Here is a 19,557-nt window from a genome sequence, read left to right as displayed (position 1 = left end):
CCTGTTTGTTACCAATCGAGTTTCTCTAAAAATTCATACACATCTTGATGAACGAGGTCACGTTCTTTATCCAGCGTAATGACATGTCCGGATTCTTCGTACCATTTCAGCTGCTTATCGTCCGTTTCTACCTCATTATAAATGATGTTTGCACTTTCCGTGTTAATCATATGGTCATGCCGGGCCTGAACCACAAATGTCGGGGAATAGATCATGTCGACGTTTTGGCGCACATCGGCAATTAGCTTTTGCAGTGATTTCAGCGTATTCATCGGCGTTTTTTCAAACTCCTTCATTTCCTTTTCAATCTGCTCCGGCTGTTTTCCTTCGAATTTTTTATAATTGCGCGCGTAGGAAAGAACTCCCTTGTACATAACCTCTTCACTTTTTATGTGCATCGGCGCACACATAGGAACAATTCCCTTTATGGGTACAGTGTAACCCAATTTTAATGAAAAAACCCCGCCGAGGGACAGTCCGCAGGCCGCGATGTTTTCATAGCCTTCAGATTTTAAATACTCATAACCGTCCATAACGTCTTTCCACCAATCGTCCGGCCCCGTATGAACAAGCTCTTCCGGAGGAACGCCGTGCCCTTTATATTGAGGCGCATGGCAAGTATAGCCGCGTTCATTTAAGTAACGTCCGAGCATTCTGACATCGGCCGTATTTCCGGTAAATCCGTGCAGCAGAAGAACCGCTTTGTCTCCGCCTTTAAATGTAAATGGTTTTGGTGTCACGATTTTCATAATTATAACCCCTTTTTTGCACATTCAATTTAGTTTTCCACAGTTTGCCGAGAAACAAACACCGTCTCTCAACAAGAAAAAGGCCTGATATTAAATCAGACCTTATACAAACATTGCCTTATACGATATACGCTAGCGAAATCGTTAAAACGAAAAACAAGACTGCCAGCACAACGGTTGTGCGGTGAAGAATCAGATCAAGGCCTCTTGCTTTTTGTTTTCCGAAGAGCTGCTCCGCCCCGCCTGAAATCGCACCCGATAAACCGGCGCTTTTGCTGGACTGAAGCAATACGACAATAATAAGTGCAATACTGACGATAACCAATAAGGTAATCAAAAATGTGTGCATCCCATACACCTCCAGACTGACTGGCCTACATTACTTTTATTTTACATGAAAAGCATTGGCATGTCACGCCGTATCAATACATAGCACATCACAAAAACTGAAATAAAATGAGATTCAATTTTCATCGTTGACTTTTGTCAACAAAATCATAGTAAAAAAGGTCCTCAAATTTCATGTCAAAATAATACAGCATCTTTCCGATGACCAGCTGGCCCGGCCTCCTCTCTCCATTCAGTACGCGGCTCAGTGTGGCGGGGGATATTCCGATCTCCAGGGCGAGCTGGTTTAACGAGTAGTCGTTATTGACCATATATTGCAGCACATAATCTCTTCTGATCTGTATCTTTTCGACCACTTTCTTCACCTTCCGTTCTGTATAATACTTTCTGTCTTACTACATAAGATACGGGTTTTGTTAACTTTTGTCAATACTTTTCCAGTCCAGCTATTCCCTTTAGTCAACGAACATACTAGAATAGAGGTAGCGTTCGGGAGGGGGAGAGACTGTGGAAAGCTTCGGTAAACAATTACGGACACTGCGGGAAAAACGAAAAATGACAGTGAACCAGCTGGCAACGTATTCAGGCGTCAGTGCAGCCGGAATCTCACGGATTGAAAACGGCAAACGCGGGGTGCCGAAACCGGCAACCATCAAAAAGCTCGCAGAAGCGCTGAAAATCCCTTACGAGGAACTCATGAAAAAAGCCGGATACATTGAGACCGTTCAAGAAACGAGAGCTCCATACGGCACGAGCTGCCAATTGATTGAAAAAGCAGAAATGTATCAGCTGAACGATTTATCCCTTTTGGAGCACGAGAACTGGCAGTACCTGTCGAAAGAAGATTTAGTCCTGCTTGATAAATATTTCACGTTCTTGTCGGCTGAAGCCAAAAAAAGAACGAATGAAGAATAATGAATCTGCACATGCGAGGCGATCATATTGAGCACATTCGGAAAGCAATTAAGAGAGCTGCGCCGCGCCCGAAAACTAACGGTCAATCAGCTTGCCGTCTATTCCGGCGTCAGCTCGGCTACCATTTCCAGAATTGAAAACGGGCACCGCGGCATTCCCAAGCCCGCCACCATCAAAAAATTGGCGGACACATTAAAAATCCCGTATGAGGATTTAATGGCAAGAGCAGGACACATTAAAGCATTTCAGGAGGAAATCCGCGAGGCCCCTGAAAGCTATCAATCCATTTACACCATCTATCAGACGGCCGTTGCCAGAGGCGCGGAGCAGCTTCCGCTGTTTGACAGCAGAAAATGGCAGCACTTCACAAAAGAAGATATTGAAAGCGTCAGTAAATACTTTGATTTTATCGCGGCTGAAGCAAAAAAACGTTCCTCCACCTCCTCCTCCTCATCCTGATGCACTCCCCAACTTAACAAGCGGCAGACGTACTTTCCCTCTGATTTTGCGGTATAATAGCAACAGACGAGGTGAAAAAGCATGAAGCAATCAGAAATGTGTCCCAGATTTGAAAAGGCAGTCGACATCTTGAGTAAACGCTGGGTCGCTCTTATCGTCTTTCAGCTATTGAACGGACAGCAGCGATTCAGCGAAATTGAAGCGGCGCTTCCGAATTTAAGCGGCAGAGTCCTGTCAGAGAGGCTGAAAGAACTTGAAACAGAAGGTGTGATCAAACGGGAAGTCATTCCGGAAACGCCTGTCCGCATTGAATATTCATTGACCGATAAGGGAAAGGCGTTAGCCCCCATTTTAGGAGAAATTTCTAAATGGTCTTCAGAATGGATAGATCCTTCCTAATAAACTCTCCCGCCAATAAACGGCTGATCTCAAAACGGGCAGCCGTTTTTTATTTTGCTTTTTTAAAGAAAAAGCGGATCAATAGCCGATATAAACAATAACGACATCACTTTAAAGGAGATTTGATATGCGGCTAACGATTTCACGCAAATTCAGCCTTGTTTTTGCCACACTGATTGTGATTATGATGCTCACCGCTGGACTCGGGGCGCTTAATATGCAGTTTTTGATCCGGCAGACAAATGACATGAACACAAAATGGATTGACGGCATTAAACAAATTACAAAGGTAGATTATTTAACAGAGCACCTTTCCTCTCAAGAAAAAGAGTATTTAATTAACAAAGATAAAACGAAATTGGAGACGATCCGGAAATCAATGGATCAGACCCTGAATGAGATTGACAAAAGTCTCACCGATTATAAAAAAACAATCTCCAGCGCGAAGGAACAAAAGATTTATGAGACGCTCTCAAGCGAGATCGCGGAATATAAAGACGTTCACTCGAAAATTGTGGAGAGCGGAAAAAGCGATAATACAGATATGGCAAGAGGACTGCTCGTCCAATCCGAAACAAAGTTTGACACCATGAAAGATCATATTAACGAACTGGTTGATTTAAACAAAGAAGGCAGCAATAAAGCGGTTGATGAATCCGAACAGATTTACCGCAAAGGCATCACGTTTACGATTCTGCTGCTCGCCGCCGCTGTCCTTATCAGCGTCTTCATCTGGATCTATATCAACCGGAAAATCGTCAAACCAATCATCCGCATGAAAGAATCTGCCGACGAGATTGCGGGGGGAAATCTCTCAAATGATCTTGAAGCGCTCAATGCGAAAGATGAACTCGGCGATCTGAACGGCGCGCTTCAGCAGATGGTCGGAAATTTAAGAGACATTGTCGGCTATTCGAAAGGAATTTCTCAGCATGTTCTTTCGTCTTCACAAATGCTGACGGCTGCGACGAACGAAACAAGGTCGGGCAGCCAGGCCATTGCCGAAACGATGAACGAAATGGCGGAAGGATCAGAACAGCAGGCGCAAGACGCCGTCACGATTTCCGAAACAATGAACGATTTCACAGACCGGATAGATAAAGCGTATTCTCACAGCATGACCATCAGCGGCACATCACAGAACGTGCTGGATTTAGCCGTAAACGGAAATGAAAATATGGATTCGTCGTTAAAGCAGATGGAATCCATCCACAGCATCGTCGAGCAATCCGTTCAAAAAGTACGGGCGCTTGATCAGCATTCCCAAGACATTAATAAACTCGTCCTCGTCATTAACGGCATTGCCGAACAGACGAACCTGCTGTCCTTAAATGCCGCAATTGAAGCAGCGCGTGCCGGAGAAAGCGGCAAAGGCTTCGCTGTCGTGGCCGAAGAAGTCAGAAAGCTCGCCGATGGCGTCCGGGGCTCCGTCCAGGATATTACGAGAATCGTTGGCGGCACCCAGCAGGAAATCAGCACCGTCATTCACTATTTAGAAAGCAGCTTTACCGAGGTAGAAAAAGGAAAAGCAAACCTTACAGACACCGGCAGCACAATGCAGCAAATCAAACGGTCAATGACGGATGTGGCTGCAAGCATCGAAGAAGTGACTGGCGGTTTGAAGAAGTTAACTGAACAATCGGTTACAATCAGCCATTCGATCGAAAATATCGCCTCTGTTTCCGAAGAATCAGCGGCAGGCATTGAAGAAACATTTTCCATCACGGAACAGTCAGCCCACTCCATGGATCAGGTATTATCAAAAGCCGAGGAGCTGGAAGATTTGGCAAACAAGCTGAACGAACGGATGGCGCAATTTACGATTTAAGCAAAAAAACAAGCCCTCATATCTGAAGGGCTTGTTTTTGTTTGACAGTTTTTAGAGGAATACGGATTTCTGCCCGGGCGCCTCCCGTTTCTTTATTTTCAAGCTTTAATTCACCGTGATGAAGGTTGACGACATTATGGGCAAACGTAAGCCCCATGCCGTGATGCCCCGCTGAATGTCTGCTTTTATCCTCCGTGTAAAAAAGCTGTGTCGCTTTTTTCAGCGCTGCGGATGAAAAACCCCTGCCGCTGTCTGATACAGCAATGCTGAGAAACGTATCGGTGCACACTGTTTCCATACAGATTTCTCCGCCTTCGGGCGTATAGTCAACAGCGTTGGAAACGATATTCATGATTGCCCTGTGAAGCAGGTGCTTGTCCATTGCCGCTTCTATTCCGTCAGTGCCCCGTTCGCTGAGAATGAGATCAATCCGTTTCGGCCCCATCAGCGCAGCAGCATCACGATGCACATGTTTGATCCACCCTTTAATGCCTGTATATTCCACATATACAGAGACGGCCTCCTCCGTTTTTGACAGTTGGATTAATTGCCTGACATACTGCTCAATCTTCATTCCGGCATCCAGAATATAGCGGGTGTATTCCGATTGTTCCTCATCAGGCTCTGTTAAACTCAGCAGTTCCGCATTGCCTTTAATAATGGTTACCGGAATTTTAATATCATGAGCAAGCGCGCCGATTTGTTCTTTTTTTGTTCTTTCTGATTCCCATTGCGCCGCAAGAGAAGCTTGGAGCGCGTCTTTCATTTTCATCAGCGAGTCAATGACATCGTCAAATTCCTTAATACGGGAGCGCTGCGGATCTACATTTAAATTTTGTTTTTGAATGCTTCCCGTTATGGAACTGAGCGTGTGGAAATGCCGCCTCAGCTGATTGGCAAAACGTGTCGTCACGATAAAAACAGTCAGAAGCAGCATGACGACCAGAATGGAAAGTCCCGTCAGTTCATAATTCGGCAGATAGCGCCGTAAAAGCGGTGAATGAAATTCCGACCTGAGCGAATATTGCAAGACGCAATACTCGTTTTTCCGATCAATCACCATATACCCTTTCTGAGAAAAATGAAAGTACGGCTGATGCTGAATTTTTTTTCTGGCGTTGGACGCGTCTTTTTCAGTCATCGTTCCCTCTGACATGCGTTTGCTCTTTTTATCAAAAACGGCGTACGAAATGCCTTCAGGAATCATGTCTTTTTTTATGCTTTTTGCTGATTGCAGGCGGGGTTTGATGTTTTCCGCTGCATGCTCGCTGTAGTTTGCCGGCAGAATTGCGCCGGCATTCAGCGCAATGGCATTGAGCGTGACGCATAAAGCAGCTACGCCCATCGTGCTCAGACACAGGGTGATTGTGAATTTGACAAGCTCTTTTCGGATACTTGATTTCCCCTTCGTTATTCCCACTTGTACCCTACACCCCAAACCGTTTTTATAGGATCTGCCCCATGCTCTTTGCATTTCTTCCGTATCGTTCTGATAAACTCCGTGATGGTTGAGTAGAGCGCATCTCCGTCCAATCCATACACTTCATCGTAAATCTGTTCGCGTGAGAACGTTCTGTTTTTATGCTGTGCCAGAAATTCAACGATTTTATATTCATTTTTTGTAAGGGATAATTGATGGTCACCGATAAATACTTCTTTATTATTGAAATCAAACATAAAACCTGATATCAGCCTTTTTGTCTGATGTTTCTCACGCTGCTCCCTTCTGACGTGCGCGTTCACTCTTGCCATTAGTTCCTGTACGCCGAACGGCTTTGTGATATAGTCGTCAGCGCCTGTCATAAGCCCTTTTACGATGGATTCCTCATCCGACTTGGCCGTTAAAAACAGGATCGGGCTGTCTACCAGCGGCCGAATCCGCCGGCAGAGCTCGATGCCGTCTGTACCGGGCATCATGACATCAAGCAAAATTAAATCATATCCTTGAAAAAATGCTAAAGGCTCATTTTCTGCCTTTTCCAGCACTGTTACGTTGTGCTTATCCCGCTGTAAAATGTTTTTGATGAGGACGAGAATATCTCTCTCATCGTCTACCGCCAAAATGTTTGCCACCGGGCGATCACCCTTTGTCTTTATTCATAAGAACGCCTGCCTTCCCATCTTTTACACCAAAAGAGACCGGCAAGGAATAATATGATTATAGCAAAATATAACAATATTTCTCCGATTCTCATATCGTGCCTCACATAGGGGAGAAACTCTTTTTTTACCTTTTCAAAATGCACCAGCCCTTCAAGCCCGGCCAACCGCACACTCCATGCCCACGGCACATACCGCCAAATAATATCACCCAATCCCGTGTTCATCAGAGCCGCCATTAACAAACCCGCTCCGCCAAAAAGGCTGGACGGCCCCGTTCCGTAATTTATACTGACAAAAAAGGACAGCATATAAAGAGGAACGCTTCCGGCGATCAGCCAGGCTCCTCCCCTTAAAAAGGCGAGATAAGGGAGGTCATGTACATGAAGAACAAATTTCAGTCCGATCAGATAAAGACCGATCGCAAGACATACTGATAAGACATTCAGCAAAAGCAGCAGCAAAAGCTTACTGGCGAAACTGACGATTTTAGAATGCGGCACCGCCAGCATCATTTGAAAATGGCCCGCCTGTTCCTCAACAGAGGCAGCCATCCCGCAAACAATCCCGATCAAAAGCGGGTATATCACGGCAATCGTAGCGGTATAAACGTGATAGAGTGCAAAAGGCTCATGAATCCTTCCATACATATAAAGAAGGAAAAATACTGCGAGTAAAAGCGGAGCCGCCACATGCATCCATATGAGCGGTGTGCGTTTTGTTTTTAGTACATCAGCCCATATATATCGGAGCAGCACGTCCATTATCAGCGTCCTCCTTTTGAAAAGGGCAAAGCAGATAAGATGCTGAGACCCATAAATAGAATGATAGACAGAAGGATTGCCGGGATGATAACATGCCCGCTTAATAAAACACTGTTTTCAGGAAGCGGTAAGCCGTTAGGGTGAATTCCGAGAACCGGAGACATCACCCGGAGCGGCCAGCTCCAAGGACTCAGCCGCCAAAACGAACCGGACGCCGGCGCAATACCGAAAATAAAGGCCGCTAATATATTTACGAGAATGACAGCAGTAAAGCCGAATTGTCTGGCAATTAATAAGCAGAGCGGGATTTCCCAAAGCGTCGTCAGCCAAAGCAAAGCGCTTGCTTCTACGCCTTTTGGCTGTACTCCCGCAAAACCCGGCATAACAAGCCCCATCAGGAACATAAGGGCTAAAAAAACAATTTGTGACGCGAGTGAATACAGTGAGATGACGCCTATTTTCGACAGCCATATGTTTCTGAGGCTCGCAGGCAATGAATACACCGCTCGGTCGTTCGCTGATTTTTTCTCTTTTTTAATAGATAAGCCGCATAGTAAAGCGATCATTAACGGCATGAAAATAACCGACCACCAATTGAAGGTGCCTATCATAATATAAGCGGCATTCAGAAGGAAAGAGAAGGCTGTGTTCAGAAGCGGGATAAGAACAACAAGTTTTCTGGTAAACGTTCTTTTGGATGTAAGGTGCTCCGCCTGCATATACCGAATCATTTCGCAGCCCCCGCTTTCTCCCTGCTTGACTTCACAACATCCAAAAACAGCTGCTCCAAATCGTCTTCCCGGCTGATTTCTCCTTGATAACCTAAAATGCCGTCGCTGATGATTCCGATATGGTCGGCGATCTGCTCGACCTCTGATAACAGATGGCTTGATAAAATAACTGTCATTCCCTGCTCCGGAAGGGACCGGATAAATTCCCGCAAATCCTGAATGCCCATCGGGTCTAATCCGTTGGTCGGCTCGTCAAGAATTAACAGCGACGGGCGGTTTAATAAAGCCAGAGCGATACCGAGCCGCTGTTTCATCCCCATGGAAAATTGGCCGGCGCGCTTCTTTCCGGTTCCCGTTAAATCCGTGATTTCCAATACTTCAGCAATCCTTGAATCGGGAAGTCCTAGCAATGTACAGCGGACTTTCAAATTCTCAGCAGCGGTTAAGTTGCTGTAAAGCGGCGGAGATTCAATCAGTGAACCGATGTTTTTCAAATCTTCCCGCTTCCATTTACGGCCGTCGAATAAGACGTCGCCGGATGTTTGCTTCAGCATGCCCGTCACTATTTTAAGTGTAGTAGACTTTCCGGCGCCGTTCGGACCGAGAAGCCCGTATATGCTGTTTCGTTTGACCTGCAGCGACACATCAGCCACAGCTTGATGTTTTCCGAATGTTTTTTGTAACTGTCTGGTTTCTATGATGTTGCCCATATGATTACCCCTTCGCTTTGTTTTTGATATAAATGACTTTACGGCAGAGTTATCAAAATTTAATCAAGAAACGAAAAAAGCATTCTTCGCGAGGAAGAATGCTGATTGATTATGATGCAGATCGTACAGGTTTAAACGGTTTTCTTTTCTTTTTCTTCACCGGACTGAGAGCCCGTTCAAGCCAAGCCATCAACAGATCTGCCGCCACTGCCATCAGCGCGGTCGGGATGGCGCCCGCTAAAATGATGGCGGTTCCGTTTGTCGCATTCGACCCTCTGACGATCATGTCGCCAAGCCCGCCGGCGCCGACGAATGTGCCGATTGCCGTTATGCCGATGGCAATGACGAGCGCCGTTCGGAGACCCGCCATGATGACAGAGAGCGCGAGCGGCAGCTCCACCATGCGCAGCACTTGATATTTCGTCATACCCATCGCTTTTCCAGACTCCAAATAGGCGTGTTCGATGCTGACGATGCCCGTGTACGTATTCCGGAGAATCGGCAGGAGTGAGTATAAAAACAAGGCTGTAATGACCGTATTGGCGCCGAGCCCCATCACAAGCATCAGGACGGCGAGCATCGCAAGCGCCGGCACGGTTTGAATGACGTTCGTCACCGCAAACACCCAGCCGGAAAGACGCCGATACCGGGCGATGACAATTCCGGCCGGAATGGCGGCAGCGGCGGCAAATATGACACCGTACGCCGACATGAGAAAATGGCGCCAGCACTCATACAGGACATAGCTGCCGTTTTGAGAGTAATATGTGAAAAGTTCTTTCAGCGTGTCCATCCGGCATCCCCTTTCTGTTATTCAAAGTAATGGTACTTCTCTAAATATTCCTTTGCCACGACGGACGGTTCTTTCAAATGGCCGTCGACTTCATAGTTCATCTTCTGCATCATTTTCGTGTCAATTCTGCCGATCATTTTATTGATCACGCCTTTCAGCTCGGGGTGCTCCTTTAAAACACGTTCCGGGACGACGGGTGAACAGTCGTACGGAGGAAAGAACTGCTTATCATCCTTCAGCATTTTAAGGCCGTAGGAGATGATTCTTCCGTCGGTGGAATAGGCGAGCACGATATCCATCTTATTGCTTTTCAGCGCATCATACACGAGGCCGATCTGCATCGGGTACGTGCCTTCAAACGTCATCCCGTATGTTTTCATGAAATCCTCATATCCATTGCCTCTCAGCTTCATCCAATAGTTATCAACGCCGAATTTCAGATGAGACGCTTCTGTTTTCACATCGGATACCGTTTCTAAATGGTATTTGCGGGCAAGCTGTTTGGAAACGGTAAAGACGTATGTATTGTCAAACCCATAGGAGTCGAACCATTTCATATGGTACCTGTTTTGAAATTCACGCTGAACGAGCCGCAGCGCTTTGGCCGGGTCTTTCTCAGGCTCCATGCGCAGCGTGCCCGTCAGCGCGTCGCCGGTATAACGCGTTGCGGCGATATCAATTTCTCCGTTGATCAGCGACTGCTGCTGGACGGCGTTGGAGCCGAGATTTTTAATTGTCGTCGTTTTTAAATCGGTATTGTGTTCAATGAGCTGGCCCAGCATGCTCGCGATGATTTCTGATTCGGTCATGCTTTGCGCGCCGATTTTAATCGTATCCTCTGAGGCCGCGCTCAATCCCGGGAGCGAGCAGCCCCCAAGGAGCAGCATGCCGATACAGGCAAACCCGAGCAGCCGCGTTTTGTATTTTCTATTCATGAGAGAGCCCCTCCTTATGAAGCATCCTTCAAGTCCTTCAGTCCGTCTGGCGTAACCTTCCGCTCCGTCAGCCCCAGCACATAATCGACGGCGATCGCCATTATCGTCACCGGGACGGCTCCTCCGATAATATACTCCGGCTGATAAAGGTTCAGCCCGATGAAAATATAATCACCAAGCCCTCCGCCGCCGATAAAGGAAGCGAGCGTCGCCCAGCCGATTAAATATATGGAGGATGTTCTGATGCCGGCCATGATGACAGGAGCGGCAAGCGGAAGCTCCACAAGCCGGATTTGCTCCCCCGCCGTCATGCCGATCCCTTTTCCCGATTCCAGCAGATTTTGATTCACGCCGAGAATGCCTGTATACGTATTTCTCAGAATCGGAAGCACCGAATAGAAAAACAGTGCGGCAATTGCGGGAACCTTGCCTACGCCTAACAGCGGAATAAAAAACGCAAGAATGGCGAGGCTCGGCAAGGTTTGAATGACATTGACGATGCCGATGACGGTGCCGGCGCCTTTTTTCATCCTTGTCAGCGCGACGCCGAGCGGCACGGCGGCCATTATGCCCAGCACTACGGCGATTAATGAGATGTACAGATGCTCCCATGTTTTATAAAGCAGTTCTCCGCCGTTTGCCTGTAAAAATTGAAAGGTCTGATTCATATGTCAATTCCGCCTCCTCATGACATCACCGCAAGCTGGTTTTCTTCTCCCCAGATGGAATCGTAAACGATGTCAACAAGGCTCGCCCTTGTCACGATTCCCGTTAAACATCCGGCTTCATCGATGACAGGCACATATTTCATGCCCCGTTTTAAAATTTTATGGACGGCATCGCGCAGCAAGGTGCTGCTTACTACCGTATAAATGTCCCGCTCAAGCACTTCGGCAACGAGCGCCGCGTTTTTACGTTCACGGTCGATCATTTCTACATCGACGTAACCTTGCAGGACGTTCTGCTGATCAACGACGAGCAGCGAATCCACACGCTCGGTGCGCATCAGCTGGATGGCTTCGGACAGCGTTTTCTCAGCTGTTATCGCCACAGGCTGGGTGTTCATGATCTGTTCCACCCGCTCCACATCAGGGCGGGATGACTGAATCAGCCGTTCCTTGCCGATAAATTCCTCGACAAACTCGTTCGCCGGAAACCTGAGAATCTCGTCGGGCGTTCCGACTTGGACGATTTCTCCCGCTTTTAAAATGACGATCCGGTCCGCCAGCTTGATCGCTTCGTCCATATCATGGGTAACAAATACGATGGTTTTATGTAAGGTTTTCTGCAGTTTTTTAAATTCTTCCTGAAGGGAATCCCTCGTAATCGGGTCAAGCGCCCCGAACGGTTCATCCATTAAGATAAGCGGCGGCTCTGCGGCAAGTGCCCGTAATACACCTATTCGCTGCTGCTGTCCTCCGCTTAATTCATGAGGGTAACGGTCTAAATATTCAGGCCCCATATCCACCAGCTTTAAAAGCTCCCGCGCCCGTTCTTTTCGTTTTTCGTCAGGCCATTTTAAAAGCTTCGGCACGAGAGAAATGTTCTGCTGAATGGTCATGTGCGGAAACAGCCCGATCTGCTGGATGACATAGCCGATTTTTCTTCTCAGCTCCACCGGGTCCTGTTCCATAATGTTGTCGCCTTCTATACAGATCTTGCCTTCTGACGGCTCAATCAACCGGTTGATCATCTTCATTGTCGTCGTTTTCCCGCAGCCGCTCGGCCCGATAAAACAAATAAATTCGCCTTTGCCGATGTTCAAATTGATGCTGTTGACGGCTTTTTTTCCGCCTTTATACGTTTTCGAGACATTTTCTAATGTCAGCAAACTTCCACACCTCCGTCATTAAATTTATTCAATTTGTTAAAATCATATTTTATTTTTCAGACAATTGAACGTTTCCCATTATAAATTAAACTTTATAAAATAAAAAGTTTATAATTTGTCTATATTTTATATAAAGTATGTGTAAGCGCTGATTTACCCGTATGGACCGGCGATGTTCTTCTTATTGCTCCGAATTCCTGCCAAATTCTCTGGTAATAGCATTTTCCCCGGTTTAAAAATGTGGTATATTGACATCGGAATTGCCACCTGAAAGGATTGAAACTGTTGGAGAAAGATCCGTTACACGTAATCGAACAAGCTGAAGACCATTTAATAGAACGAATCGCTGAAAACATGCATACATTCGGAATGCCCGCTACGGTAGGGCGCATTTTAGGCATTATTTATATGAACCGCAAGCCGATGACCTTAACTGAATTATCAGAAGCAACCGGCATGAGCAAAACGAGAATGAGCCAGGCCGTCCGAGAAATGCTTGACGTCAATCTGGCGGAAAAAGTGTTTGAAAAAGGAGTTCGCAAAGATTTATACGACGTCGAGCAGGATTATTACCAAACCTTCATTACGTTATTTACGGCCACGTGGAGCAAGGTCGTCAGCAAAAATAAAATGATGCACAAAAAGCTCAACCGCGAACTGACAAACGCGCTGGAAAACGGCGTGCCGGAAGAGGCGGAGGAAAAAATCAATGAACTGCTGAAGGAATTAAAGGAATGGCTCGACTACTACAACTGGATCAGCCGCCTGATTGAGTTTTTTGAGAGTGAAGAAATTTTCAAGCATGTCCCGAAGCCATAAAAAAACGCCCTGGAATCCAAGGCGTTTTTCTTATGCCGCATTCGGCAGTTTGTTTCTCTTTTTCTTTTTCACTGGACTTAACGCACGCTCCAGCCAGCCCATGACAAGGTCGGCGATGACTGCCATCAGCGCTGTCGGAATCGCACCGGCTAAAATAATCGCTGTTCCGTTCGTGGCGTTTGATCCCCTGACAATAATGTCACCGAGTCCGCCAGCGCCGACAAACGTTCCGATTGCCGTAATGCCGATCGCGATCACAAGCGCCGTCCGAAGACCGGCCATAATGACGGAGAGCGCAAGGGGAAGCTCCACCATGCGGAGCACTTGAAATTTCGTCATGCCCATCGCTTTACCCGATTCCAAATAAGCGTGTTCAATACTGACGATACCCGTATACGTATTCCGGATGATCGGAAGAAGCGAATATAAAAACAATGATAAAATGACCGTGTTTGCGCCAAGCCCCATCACAAGCATCAGCACCGCCAGCATCGCCAGCGCAGGCACGGTCTGAATCACGTTTGTCACCGCGAAAATCCAGCCGCTTAATTTTCTGTACCTCGCAATGAAGATGCCGAGCGGAATGCCGGCGAGCGCCGCAAATAAAACACCGTACACCGACATGAGAAAATGCCGGTAAAACTCCTGAAGCACATAGCCGCCGTTTTGAGAATAATAAGTGCCAAGCTGCTGCAGCACTTCCATTTGCCCCACCTCATTCCTTATTCAAAATAATGATGTTTCTCCAAAAATTCTTTAGCCACGACAGACGGTTCTTTCAGCTTGCCGTCCACTTCATAATTCAATTCCTGCATCGTTTCCGTATCGATTTGGCCGATCAGTTTATTGACAATGCCCTTCAGCTCCGGATGCTGTTTCAGCACACTATCGGGAATGACCGGCGAACAGTCATACGGCGGGAAAAAGTGTTTGTCGTCTTTTAAAATTTTCAGATTATACGCCTTAATGCGCCCGTCCGTTGAATAAGCGAGGACGGCGTCCATCTTTCCGTTTTTCACGGCGTCATACACAAGCCCGATTTGCATCGGATAAGTCGAACCGAATTCAAAGCCGTACGTATCAACAAAGCCCTGATAACCGTCGCCTTTTCTCTTCAGCCAGGCATTGTCGACCCCGAGCTTAAATTGATCAGCAGTCTTTTTAATATCAGACACCTTGTTTAAATGATCTTTTTCCGCAAGTTCTTTAGTTACGGTAAAAGCGTATGTGTTTTCAAATCCGTAAGAATCAAACCATTTATATTGAAATCGTTTCTCAAACTCTTTTTGAACGATTGATAATGCCTTTTTCGGGTCTTTTTCCGCTTCCATGCCGAGCGTGCTCGTTAAATCAGTCCCGGAGTAGCGCGTGGCCGCAATATCGATGTCTCCGCCGAGCATCGCCTGCTGCTGCACATAATTTGATCCGAGGTTTTTAATTAATGCCGTATTCAAGTCTGTATTATGTTCGATCAGCTGTGCGAGCATATTGGCTAAAATTTCTGATTCCGTTATGTTTTGCGCCCCGATTTTGATCGTATCATCGGAGGCTCCGCTAAGCCCCGGCAGGGAACAGCCGCCTAAGAGCAAAGCAAATGACAGCGCAAGCGCGCACACCCATCTTTTTTGTTTACTTTTCAAAACAGCCAACTCCTTATGATACTTCCTTCAATCCCTTCAGCCCTTTCGGCGTCACCTTCCGCTCTGTCATCGCAAGCAAATAATCGATAATAATGGCCAATATGGTGACAGGCACGGCGCCGCCAATAATGTATTCAGGCTGATACAGATTCAAGCCGATGAAAATATAGTCGCCGAGCCCTCCGCCGCCGATAAATGAAGCGAGCGTCGCCCAGCCGATCAGATAAATCGTTGACGTGCGGATTCCGGCCATGATGATCGGAATCGCAAGCGGCAGCTCGACAAGCCGGATTTGCTCCCAGACTGTCATGCCGATGCCCTTTCCTGATTCCAACAGATTTTTGTTTACGCCTTGAATGCCGGTATAGGTGTTTCTGAGAATCGGCAGCACCGAATAGAAAAACAGCGCGACAATCGCAGGCACTTTTCCCACACCTAAAAGCGGGATAAAGAAAGCCAGGATCGCAAGGCTCGGCAGCGTTTGCACGATGTTGACGGCACCGATCACCGCGCCAGCTCCTTTTTTCATTCTCGTCAGCGCGACCCCCAGCGGAACCGCGACGATAATGCCTAAAATCACGGCGATAATGGAAATATATAAATGCTCCCATGTTTTATATAACAGCTCTCCGCCGTTCGTCTGCAAAAACTTCATCATCTCATTCATTGTAAGAGTTCCTCCTCTTGTCAGCCCGTCACCAGCTGGTCTTCCTCGCCCCAAATTGAATCATAAACAATGTCGACAAGGCTGGCTCTTGTGACGATCCCGACTAAATGATGCTTCTCATCTACGACCGGAACATACTTAATTCCGCGCTTTAAGATTTTGCGGACCGTATCGCGAAGCAGTGTTCCGCGCTCAACCGTATACAGGTCAGGGCAGAATACATCGCCGACAAAGCTCGCTTTTTTTCGGTTCTGGTCAATGATTTCCACATCGACATAACCTTGCAGCACATTCAGGTCATCCACGACAAGCAAGGAATCAACACGATGCTCTCTCATCAGCTGAATCGCGTGAGAAAGCGTTTTGTCCGCTGTGACGGTCACAGGCTTTTTGTTCATCATTTGCTCGACACGCTCAATGTCCGGTCTTGATTGCAATAATCGCTCTTTGCCGATAAACTCTTCGACAAATTCATTGGCCGGATTTCGAAGGATGTCATCAGGAGTGCCGACCTGGACGATCTCTCCCGCTTTTAAAATCACGATCCGATCAGCAAGCTTTATTGCTTCATCCATGTCGTGCGTGACAAACACAATCGTTTTGTTTAACGTTCTTTGCAGTTTTTTGAATTCTTCCTGAAGCGAATCACGCGTAATCGGGTCAAGCGCTCCGAAGGGTTCATCCATGAGAATAAGCGGGGGTTCCGCCGCCAGCGCACGCAGCACACCGATTCTTTGCTGCTGACCTCCGCTCAGCTCGTGAGGATAGCGGTCTAAATATTCAGGGCCCATATCGACAAGCTTTAACAGCTCACGCGCCCGTTCTTTTCGCTTTTCTTCCGGCCATTTCAGCAGCTTCGGCACGAGGGAAATATTCTGCTGAATGGTCATATGGGGGAAAAGTCCGATCTGCTGGATGACATAGCCGATTTTTCTTCTCAGCTCCACCGGGTCCTGCTCCATAATATTGTCGCCGTCGATAAAGATCTTTCCTGATGACGGCTCGATCAATCTGTTAATCATTTTCATCGTCGTTGTTTTTCCGCAGCCGCTCGGCCCGATAAAACAAATAAACTCGCCTTTGGCGATATCTAAATTGATGCTGTTGACAGCTTTTTTTCCGCCTTTATACGTTTTTGTTACATTTTCTAATCTCAGCAATCCGTGCACCTCCGTAAGGTTTCCGTTATTTTTCTGAAAAGTATAATCTTTATTATAAGATGAAATTTGTAAAATAAAAAGTTTACAATGTGTTGAAATTATATAAGATATACGTTTTATTTCATGTTATCCCGCTGACAATGCCGAAGTTCTTAGAATCGCTCGCAATAGCTCGCATATCCTGCCGCATCGCCTTTTTCAACAACTGTAAAAAATATGATATATTGACAGCATGAAAAGCCAGTGAAGGGATGATCAGCTGTGGAAAAAAACGCTCTTGATATTATCGGACATGCTGAAGAGCATCTCATTGAGAGAATCGCTGAAAACATGCATACATTCGGAATGCCGTCTACACTCGGGCGTGTGCTCGGTATTATTTATATGAACCGCAAGCCGATGACGTTAAATGAGCTGTCAGAAGCGACCGGGATGAGCAAAACAAGAATGAGCCAGGTCGTCCGCGAGATGACAGATGCCAACCTGGCTGAAAAAGTATTTGAAAAAGGCGTTCGGAAAGACCTGTACGACGTGGAGCAGGATTACTACCAGACATTCATCTCCCTGTTTACGGCAAATTGGACAAAGGTGGTCAGCAGAAATAAAATGCTCTATAAAAAGCTGAACCGTGAGCTGACCGAGCTTCTCGAGTCAGAGAACCTCAGTCCGGAAATCGAAGACAGAGTCTGTCAGCTTTTGGATGAATTGAAGGAATGGCTCAATTATTATGACTGGCTGAGCCGCTTGATTGAATTTTTCGAAAGTGAAGAAGTGTTTCAATATGTGCCGAAAACCATAAAAAGCAGCCCCCAGAAGTAACCGGGAACTGCTTTTTTTCTGTCAGGAGACCAATACTGGAAACATGCCTTTCAAGCCGGCGCCGATCATGCCGATCGCCACCACCGCCAATATCAGCCCCATCAGCCTTGTAATGACGTTCATTTCCGTTTTTCCGAGCTTATTGCTGATAAAAGAGGAATAGTGAAAGAAAACAAATGTCATCAAAATGACAGCGGCAATGCCGATAAGCACACTGATATAATGAGTGATTCCGCCGTGGCCCGCCGACAGGCTCATCACCGTGGCAATCGTGCCCGGCCCGGCAATGATCGGAATGGATAAAGGCGTTACGAAGATATCAGCCTTTTCCTTGCTCTCTTTATGCTCATCGTGATGAAGGGACTGCACATGAGATTCCTTCGCGTTCAGAAGATTATAAGCGATGCCGAAAATGAAAATACCGCCGGCCACGCGCAGCGCGTGAATATTAATATCAAACAGCTTAAATATGAGATGGCCGAAGACTAAAAAGGCTGCCAAAATGAGAAACGACAGCACGGCAGCCTTGCGCGCGATCGCAGTTCTTTCTTCCGGCGTGTACCCTTCTGTCAATGTAATAAAAATCGGCACGTTGCCAATCGGGTTGGAAACCGCAAATAGAGAAATGAAGACATGGATGATCAGTGAAAACATGAGTACCTCCTTATGTCGGCCGTTATTGATTTATTCTTTGTTGCCGGCTGTTTCTTATGCATGGTTTTTACCCCGGCGGCGCCTTTTTGTAACGTCAGCCGACAGACTCGGCGCCTGGTAAAAAAGAAAAAAACCGCCCATGTATTGAGCGGTTTTTTTCCCATTGCTATTTCGATAATCCCTTGCCGAATTTCAACAGCCGATAAAGCATTTTTAACTTTTTAAGCATTTTAAATTCCTTTGTCACCTTGCATCAGTCTAAGAGGAGGAAACCATTTTCCCCTAATCACTAAGATTTTACCATAATATGTACTTTTCCACTAATAACAATTGCAAAATATCTCATTTCGCATTTGAATTTTTAGTAGGGAAGCATCAGAAAAAGAACTCATGTATTTTTAGATCTATCAGTTACTTCTTCTCTATTTTCTTTTATAATGTAAATATTAGAATAAAATACCTATATTTCATGTAAAAGGAGTTTTAGAATGTATTGTCCTCAATGCGGTCATCAAACAGATGGCGGAAAGTTTTGTGAAAAATGCGGGGCGCCTCAGCCCGGCCAAGCAGGTGCAGGCCAAATACAAGGCCAGGCCGCACAAGCCGGGGCCGCCGCAAAGAAAGCCTCAAAGCAATTTGCTTTATTCGGCTTGGATGTCTTAAAAAGTCCTTATCAGACATGCAAAACAACAGGCGGCGAACAGTTTATCAGCAGTATCATCACAATGGTTCTTTTCTGCCTTGTGACACCGGTTATGCTGTATATCCTTTTATCAGACGGCTTTCGCGACATCAGTTTCGCAGGCACAGTGCTGAAACCTGCGCTTACCTTTGCTTTGATCATTTTCTGTCTGCATCTCCTCATTTTTATCGCTTTGAAGGCGGGCGGAGCACAGGTGTCATTTAAAGATTCGATCTCAAGATTCGGGGCGTTTTTGATCCCGTTTACAGCCATTTTACTTTTCGCACTCATTTTAATGTTACTGCACACAACTGTTTGTTTTACCGTTCTCGCTGTCGGCCTGATCGGCGCGGCGTTCGCCGTTCCCGCTCTCATGCTGGCGAGTTATCAGCATTTGCTCACGTCAAAAGCAGATATTATCTATTCTGTCATCGTTATTTATTTGATCATTTGCGTTACGTCCCAGTACACCATCAAACATTATGTTAAGGAACTTATCAGCTATTTCTTATTCTGAAAAAGAAATCCCCGCCGCCTGATCGGTGCCGGGGATT

General features: G+C 46.4%; 24 protein-coding genes. 7 read left to right on the top strand and 17 right to left on the bottom strand.

Annotated features, from left to right (window positions below; genetic code table 11):
* Positions 1-8 precede the first annotated feature (8 nt).
* The 3 genes from AXI59_RS07920 to AXI59_RS07910 form a co-directional block, all read right to left on the bottom strand.
* On the bottom strand, positions 9-749 hold the full coding sequence (locus tag AXI59_RS07920; protein ID WP_061521595.1) for an alpha/beta hydrolase: 741 nt from the start codon (positions 747-749) through the stop codon (positions 9-11).
* Positions 750-867: 118 nt separating this feature from the next.
* Positions 868-1,098: a preprotein translocase subunit SecG gene (gene secG, locus AXI59_RS07915; RefSeq protein WP_061521596.1), complete on the bottom strand. Its 231-nt coding sequence runs from the start codon at positions 1,096-1,098 to the stop codon at positions 868-870.
* A gap of 121 nt (positions 1,099-1,219) precedes the next feature.
* The gene (locus AXI59_RS07910; protein WP_095241444.1) at positions 1,220-1,408 is read right to left on the bottom strand and encodes a helix-turn-helix domain-containing protein; all 189 of its coding nucleotides are present in this window, start codon (positions 1,406-1,408) and stop codon (positions 1,220-1,222) included.
* 196 nt (positions 1,409-1,604) lie between these two features.
* On the opposite strand from AXI59_RS07910, the gene rghR reads away from it, so the two are divergent.
* From rghR to AXI59_RS07890, 4 genes are all read left to right on the top strand, one after another.
* Positions 1,605-2,012: a transcriptional repressor RghR gene (rghR, locus tag AXI59_RS07905; protein WP_061521598.1), complete on the top strand. Its 408-nt coding sequence runs from the start codon at positions 1,605-1,607 to the stop codon at positions 2,010-2,012.
* 27 nt (positions 2,013-2,039) lie between these two features.
* Positions 2,040-2,471, top strand: coding sequence for a helix-turn-helix domain-containing protein (locus AXI59_RS07900; protein WP_061521599.1), 432 nt, complete (start codon positions 2,040-2,042; stop codon positions 2,469-2,471).
* A gap of 81 nt (positions 2,472-2,552) precedes the next feature.
* Positions 2,553-2,870 (top strand): winged helix-turn-helix transcriptional regulator, encoded by a 318-nt coding sequence (locus tag AXI59_RS07895; protein ID WP_061527861.1) that lies wholly within the window; start codon positions 2,553-2,555, stop codon positions 2,868-2,870.
* 127 nt (positions 2,871-2,997) lie between these two features.
* On the top strand, positions 2,998-4,698 hold the full coding sequence (locus tag AXI59_RS07890; RefSeq protein ID WP_061527860.1) for a methyl-accepting chemotaxis protein: 1,701 nt from the start codon (positions 2,998-3,000) through the stop codon (positions 4,696-4,698).
* 16 nt (positions 4,699-4,714) lie between these two features.
* Here the strand turns inward: AXI59_RS07890 and AXI59_RS07885 are convergent, their stop codons facing one another.
* From AXI59_RS07885 to AXI59_RS07845, 9 genes are all read right to left on the bottom strand, one after another.
* Positions 4,715-6,118, bottom strand: coding sequence for a sensor histidine kinase (locus AXI59_RS07885; RefSeq protein WP_061527859.1), 1,404 nt, complete (start codon positions 6,116-6,118; stop codon positions 4,715-4,717).
* Complete coding sequence (locus AXI59_RS07880) at positions 6,109-6,771, bottom strand: response regulator transcription factor (RefSeq protein WP_061527858.1); 663 nt, start codon at positions 6,769-6,771, stop codon at positions 6,109-6,111. The genes AXI59_RS07885 and AXI59_RS07880 overlap by 10 nt, the downstream gene beginning before the upstream one ends.
* Before the next feature lie 20 nt (positions 6,772-6,791).
* Positions 6,792-7,562 (bottom strand): lantibiotic immunity ABC transporter MutG family permease subunit, encoded by a 771-nt coding sequence (locus tag AXI59_RS07875; RefSeq protein WP_061527857.1) that lies wholly within the window; start codon positions 7,560-7,562, stop codon positions 6,792-6,794.
* 2 nt (positions 7,563-7,564) lie between these two features.
* Complete coding sequence (locus AXI59_RS07870; RefSeq protein WP_061527856.1) at positions 7,565-8,293, bottom strand: lantibiotic immunity ABC transporter MutE/EpiE family permease subunit; 729 nt, start codon at positions 8,291-8,293, stop codon at positions 7,565-7,567.
* Positions 8,290-9,003, bottom strand: a complete 714-nt coding sequence (locus AXI59_RS07865) for a lantibiotic protection ABC transporter ATP-binding protein (RefSeq protein ID WP_061527855.1) — start codon at positions 9,001-9,003, stop codon at positions 8,290-8,292. The genes AXI59_RS07870 and AXI59_RS07865 overlap by 4 nt, the downstream gene beginning before the upstream one ends.
* 109 nt (positions 9,004-9,112) lie before the next feature.
* Positions 9,113-9,796, bottom strand: coding sequence for an ABC transporter permease (locus tag AXI59_RS07860; protein WP_061527854.1), 684 nt, complete (start codon positions 9,794-9,796; stop codon positions 9,113-9,115).
* Positions 9,797-9,813: 17 nt separating this feature from the next.
* The gene (locus AXI59_RS07855; protein ID WP_061527853.1) at positions 9,814-10,731 is read right to left on the bottom strand and encodes an osmoprotectant ABC transporter substrate-binding protein; all 918 of its coding nucleotides are present in this window, start codon (positions 10,729-10,731) and stop codon (positions 9,814-9,816) included.
* 14 nt (positions 10,732-10,745) lie between these two features.
* Complete coding sequence (locus AXI59_RS07850) at positions 10,746-11,399, bottom strand: ABC transporter permease (protein ID WP_061521612.1); 654 nt, start codon at positions 11,397-11,399, stop codon at positions 10,746-10,748.
* A gap of 17 nt (positions 11,400-11,416) precedes the next feature.
* Positions 11,417-12,562 (bottom strand): betaine/proline/choline family ABC transporter ATP-binding protein, encoded by a 1,146-nt coding sequence (locus AXI59_RS07845; RefSeq protein ID WP_061527852.1) that lies wholly within the window; start codon positions 12,560-12,562, stop codon positions 11,417-11,419.
* A 285-nt stretch (positions 12,563-12,847) separates the two neighbouring features.
* Here AXI59_RS07845 and AXI59_RS07840 point away from each other — a divergent pair, with 285 nt between their 5' ends.
* The gene (locus AXI59_RS07840; RefSeq protein ID WP_061527851.1) at positions 12,848-13,381 is read left to right on the top strand and encodes a GbsR/MarR family transcriptional regulator; all 534 of its coding nucleotides are present in this window, start codon (positions 12,848-12,850) and stop codon (positions 13,379-13,381) included.
* A 30-nt stretch (positions 13,382-13,411) separates the two neighbouring features.
* Here the strand turns inward: AXI59_RS07840 and opuCD are convergent, their stop codons facing one another.
* From opuCD to opuCA, 4 genes are read right to left on the bottom strand one after another with little or no spacing between them, the layout of a single operon-like run.
* Entirely contained in the window at positions 13,412-14,086 is a 675-nt protein-coding gene (gene opuCD, locus AXI59_RS07835; RefSeq protein ID WP_061527850.1) for a glycine betaine/carnitine/choline/choline sulfate ABC transporter permease OpuCD, read from the bottom strand.
* A gap of 17 nt (positions 14,087-14,103) precedes the next feature.
* Positions 14,104-15,021 carry an osmoprotectant ABC transporter substrate-binding lipoprotein OpuCC gene (gene opuCC, locus AXI59_RS07830; RefSeq protein WP_061527849.1) on the bottom strand — a complete coding sequence of 306 codons (918 nt, stop codon included), beginning with the start codon at positions 15,019-15,021 and terminating at the stop codon, positions 14,104-14,106.
* Between the two features lie 13 nt (positions 15,022-15,034).
* Positions 15,035-15,688: a glycine betaine/carnitine/choline/choline sulfate ABC transporter permease OpuCB gene (opuCB, locus tag AXI59_RS07825; RefSeq protein ID WP_061521620.1), complete on the bottom strand. Its 654-nt coding sequence runs from the start codon at positions 15,686-15,688 to the stop codon at positions 15,035-15,037.
* A 20-nt stretch (positions 15,689-15,708) separates the two neighbouring features.
* Positions 15,709-16,848, bottom strand: a complete 1,140-nt coding sequence (opuCA, locus tag AXI59_RS07820; protein WP_061527848.1) for an osmoprotectant ABC transporter ATP-binding protein OpuCA — start codon at positions 16,846-16,848, stop codon at positions 15,709-15,711.
* A gap of 261 nt (positions 16,849-17,109) precedes the next feature.
* Between opuCA and AXI59_RS07815 the strand changes: the two genes are divergently transcribed.
* Entirely contained in the window at positions 17,110-17,667 is a 558-nt protein-coding gene (locus AXI59_RS07815) for a GbsR/MarR family transcriptional regulator (RefSeq protein ID WP_061527847.1), read from the top strand.
* Positions 17,668-17,688: 21 nt separating this feature from the next.
* Here AXI59_RS07815 and AXI59_RS07810 read toward each other — a convergent pair whose 3' ends face one another.
* Positions 17,689-18,321 carry an NAAT family transporter gene (locus AXI59_RS07810; protein WP_061521623.1) on the bottom strand — a complete coding sequence of 211 codons (633 nt, stop codon included), beginning with the start codon at positions 18,319-18,321 and terminating at the stop codon, positions 17,689-17,691.
* Positions 18,322-18,809: 488 nt separating this feature from the next.
* On the opposite strand from AXI59_RS07810, the gene AXI59_RS07800 reads away from it, so the two are divergent.
* Positions 18,810-19,520 carry a zinc ribbon domain-containing protein gene (locus AXI59_RS07800; RefSeq protein ID WP_061521625.1) on the top strand — a complete coding sequence of 237 codons (711 nt, stop codon included), beginning with the start codon at positions 18,810-18,812 and terminating at the stop codon, positions 19,518-19,520.
* The last annotated feature ends 37 nt before the right edge of the window (positions 19,521-19,557 follow it).

Origin of the sequence: Bacillus nakamurai, assembly GCF_001584325.1 — a bacterium.
Lineage (GTDB): Bacteria > Bacillota > Bacilli > Bacillales > Bacillaceae > Bacillus > Bacillus nakamurai.
This window is presented reverse-complemented; position numbering and strand designations above follow the sequence as displayed.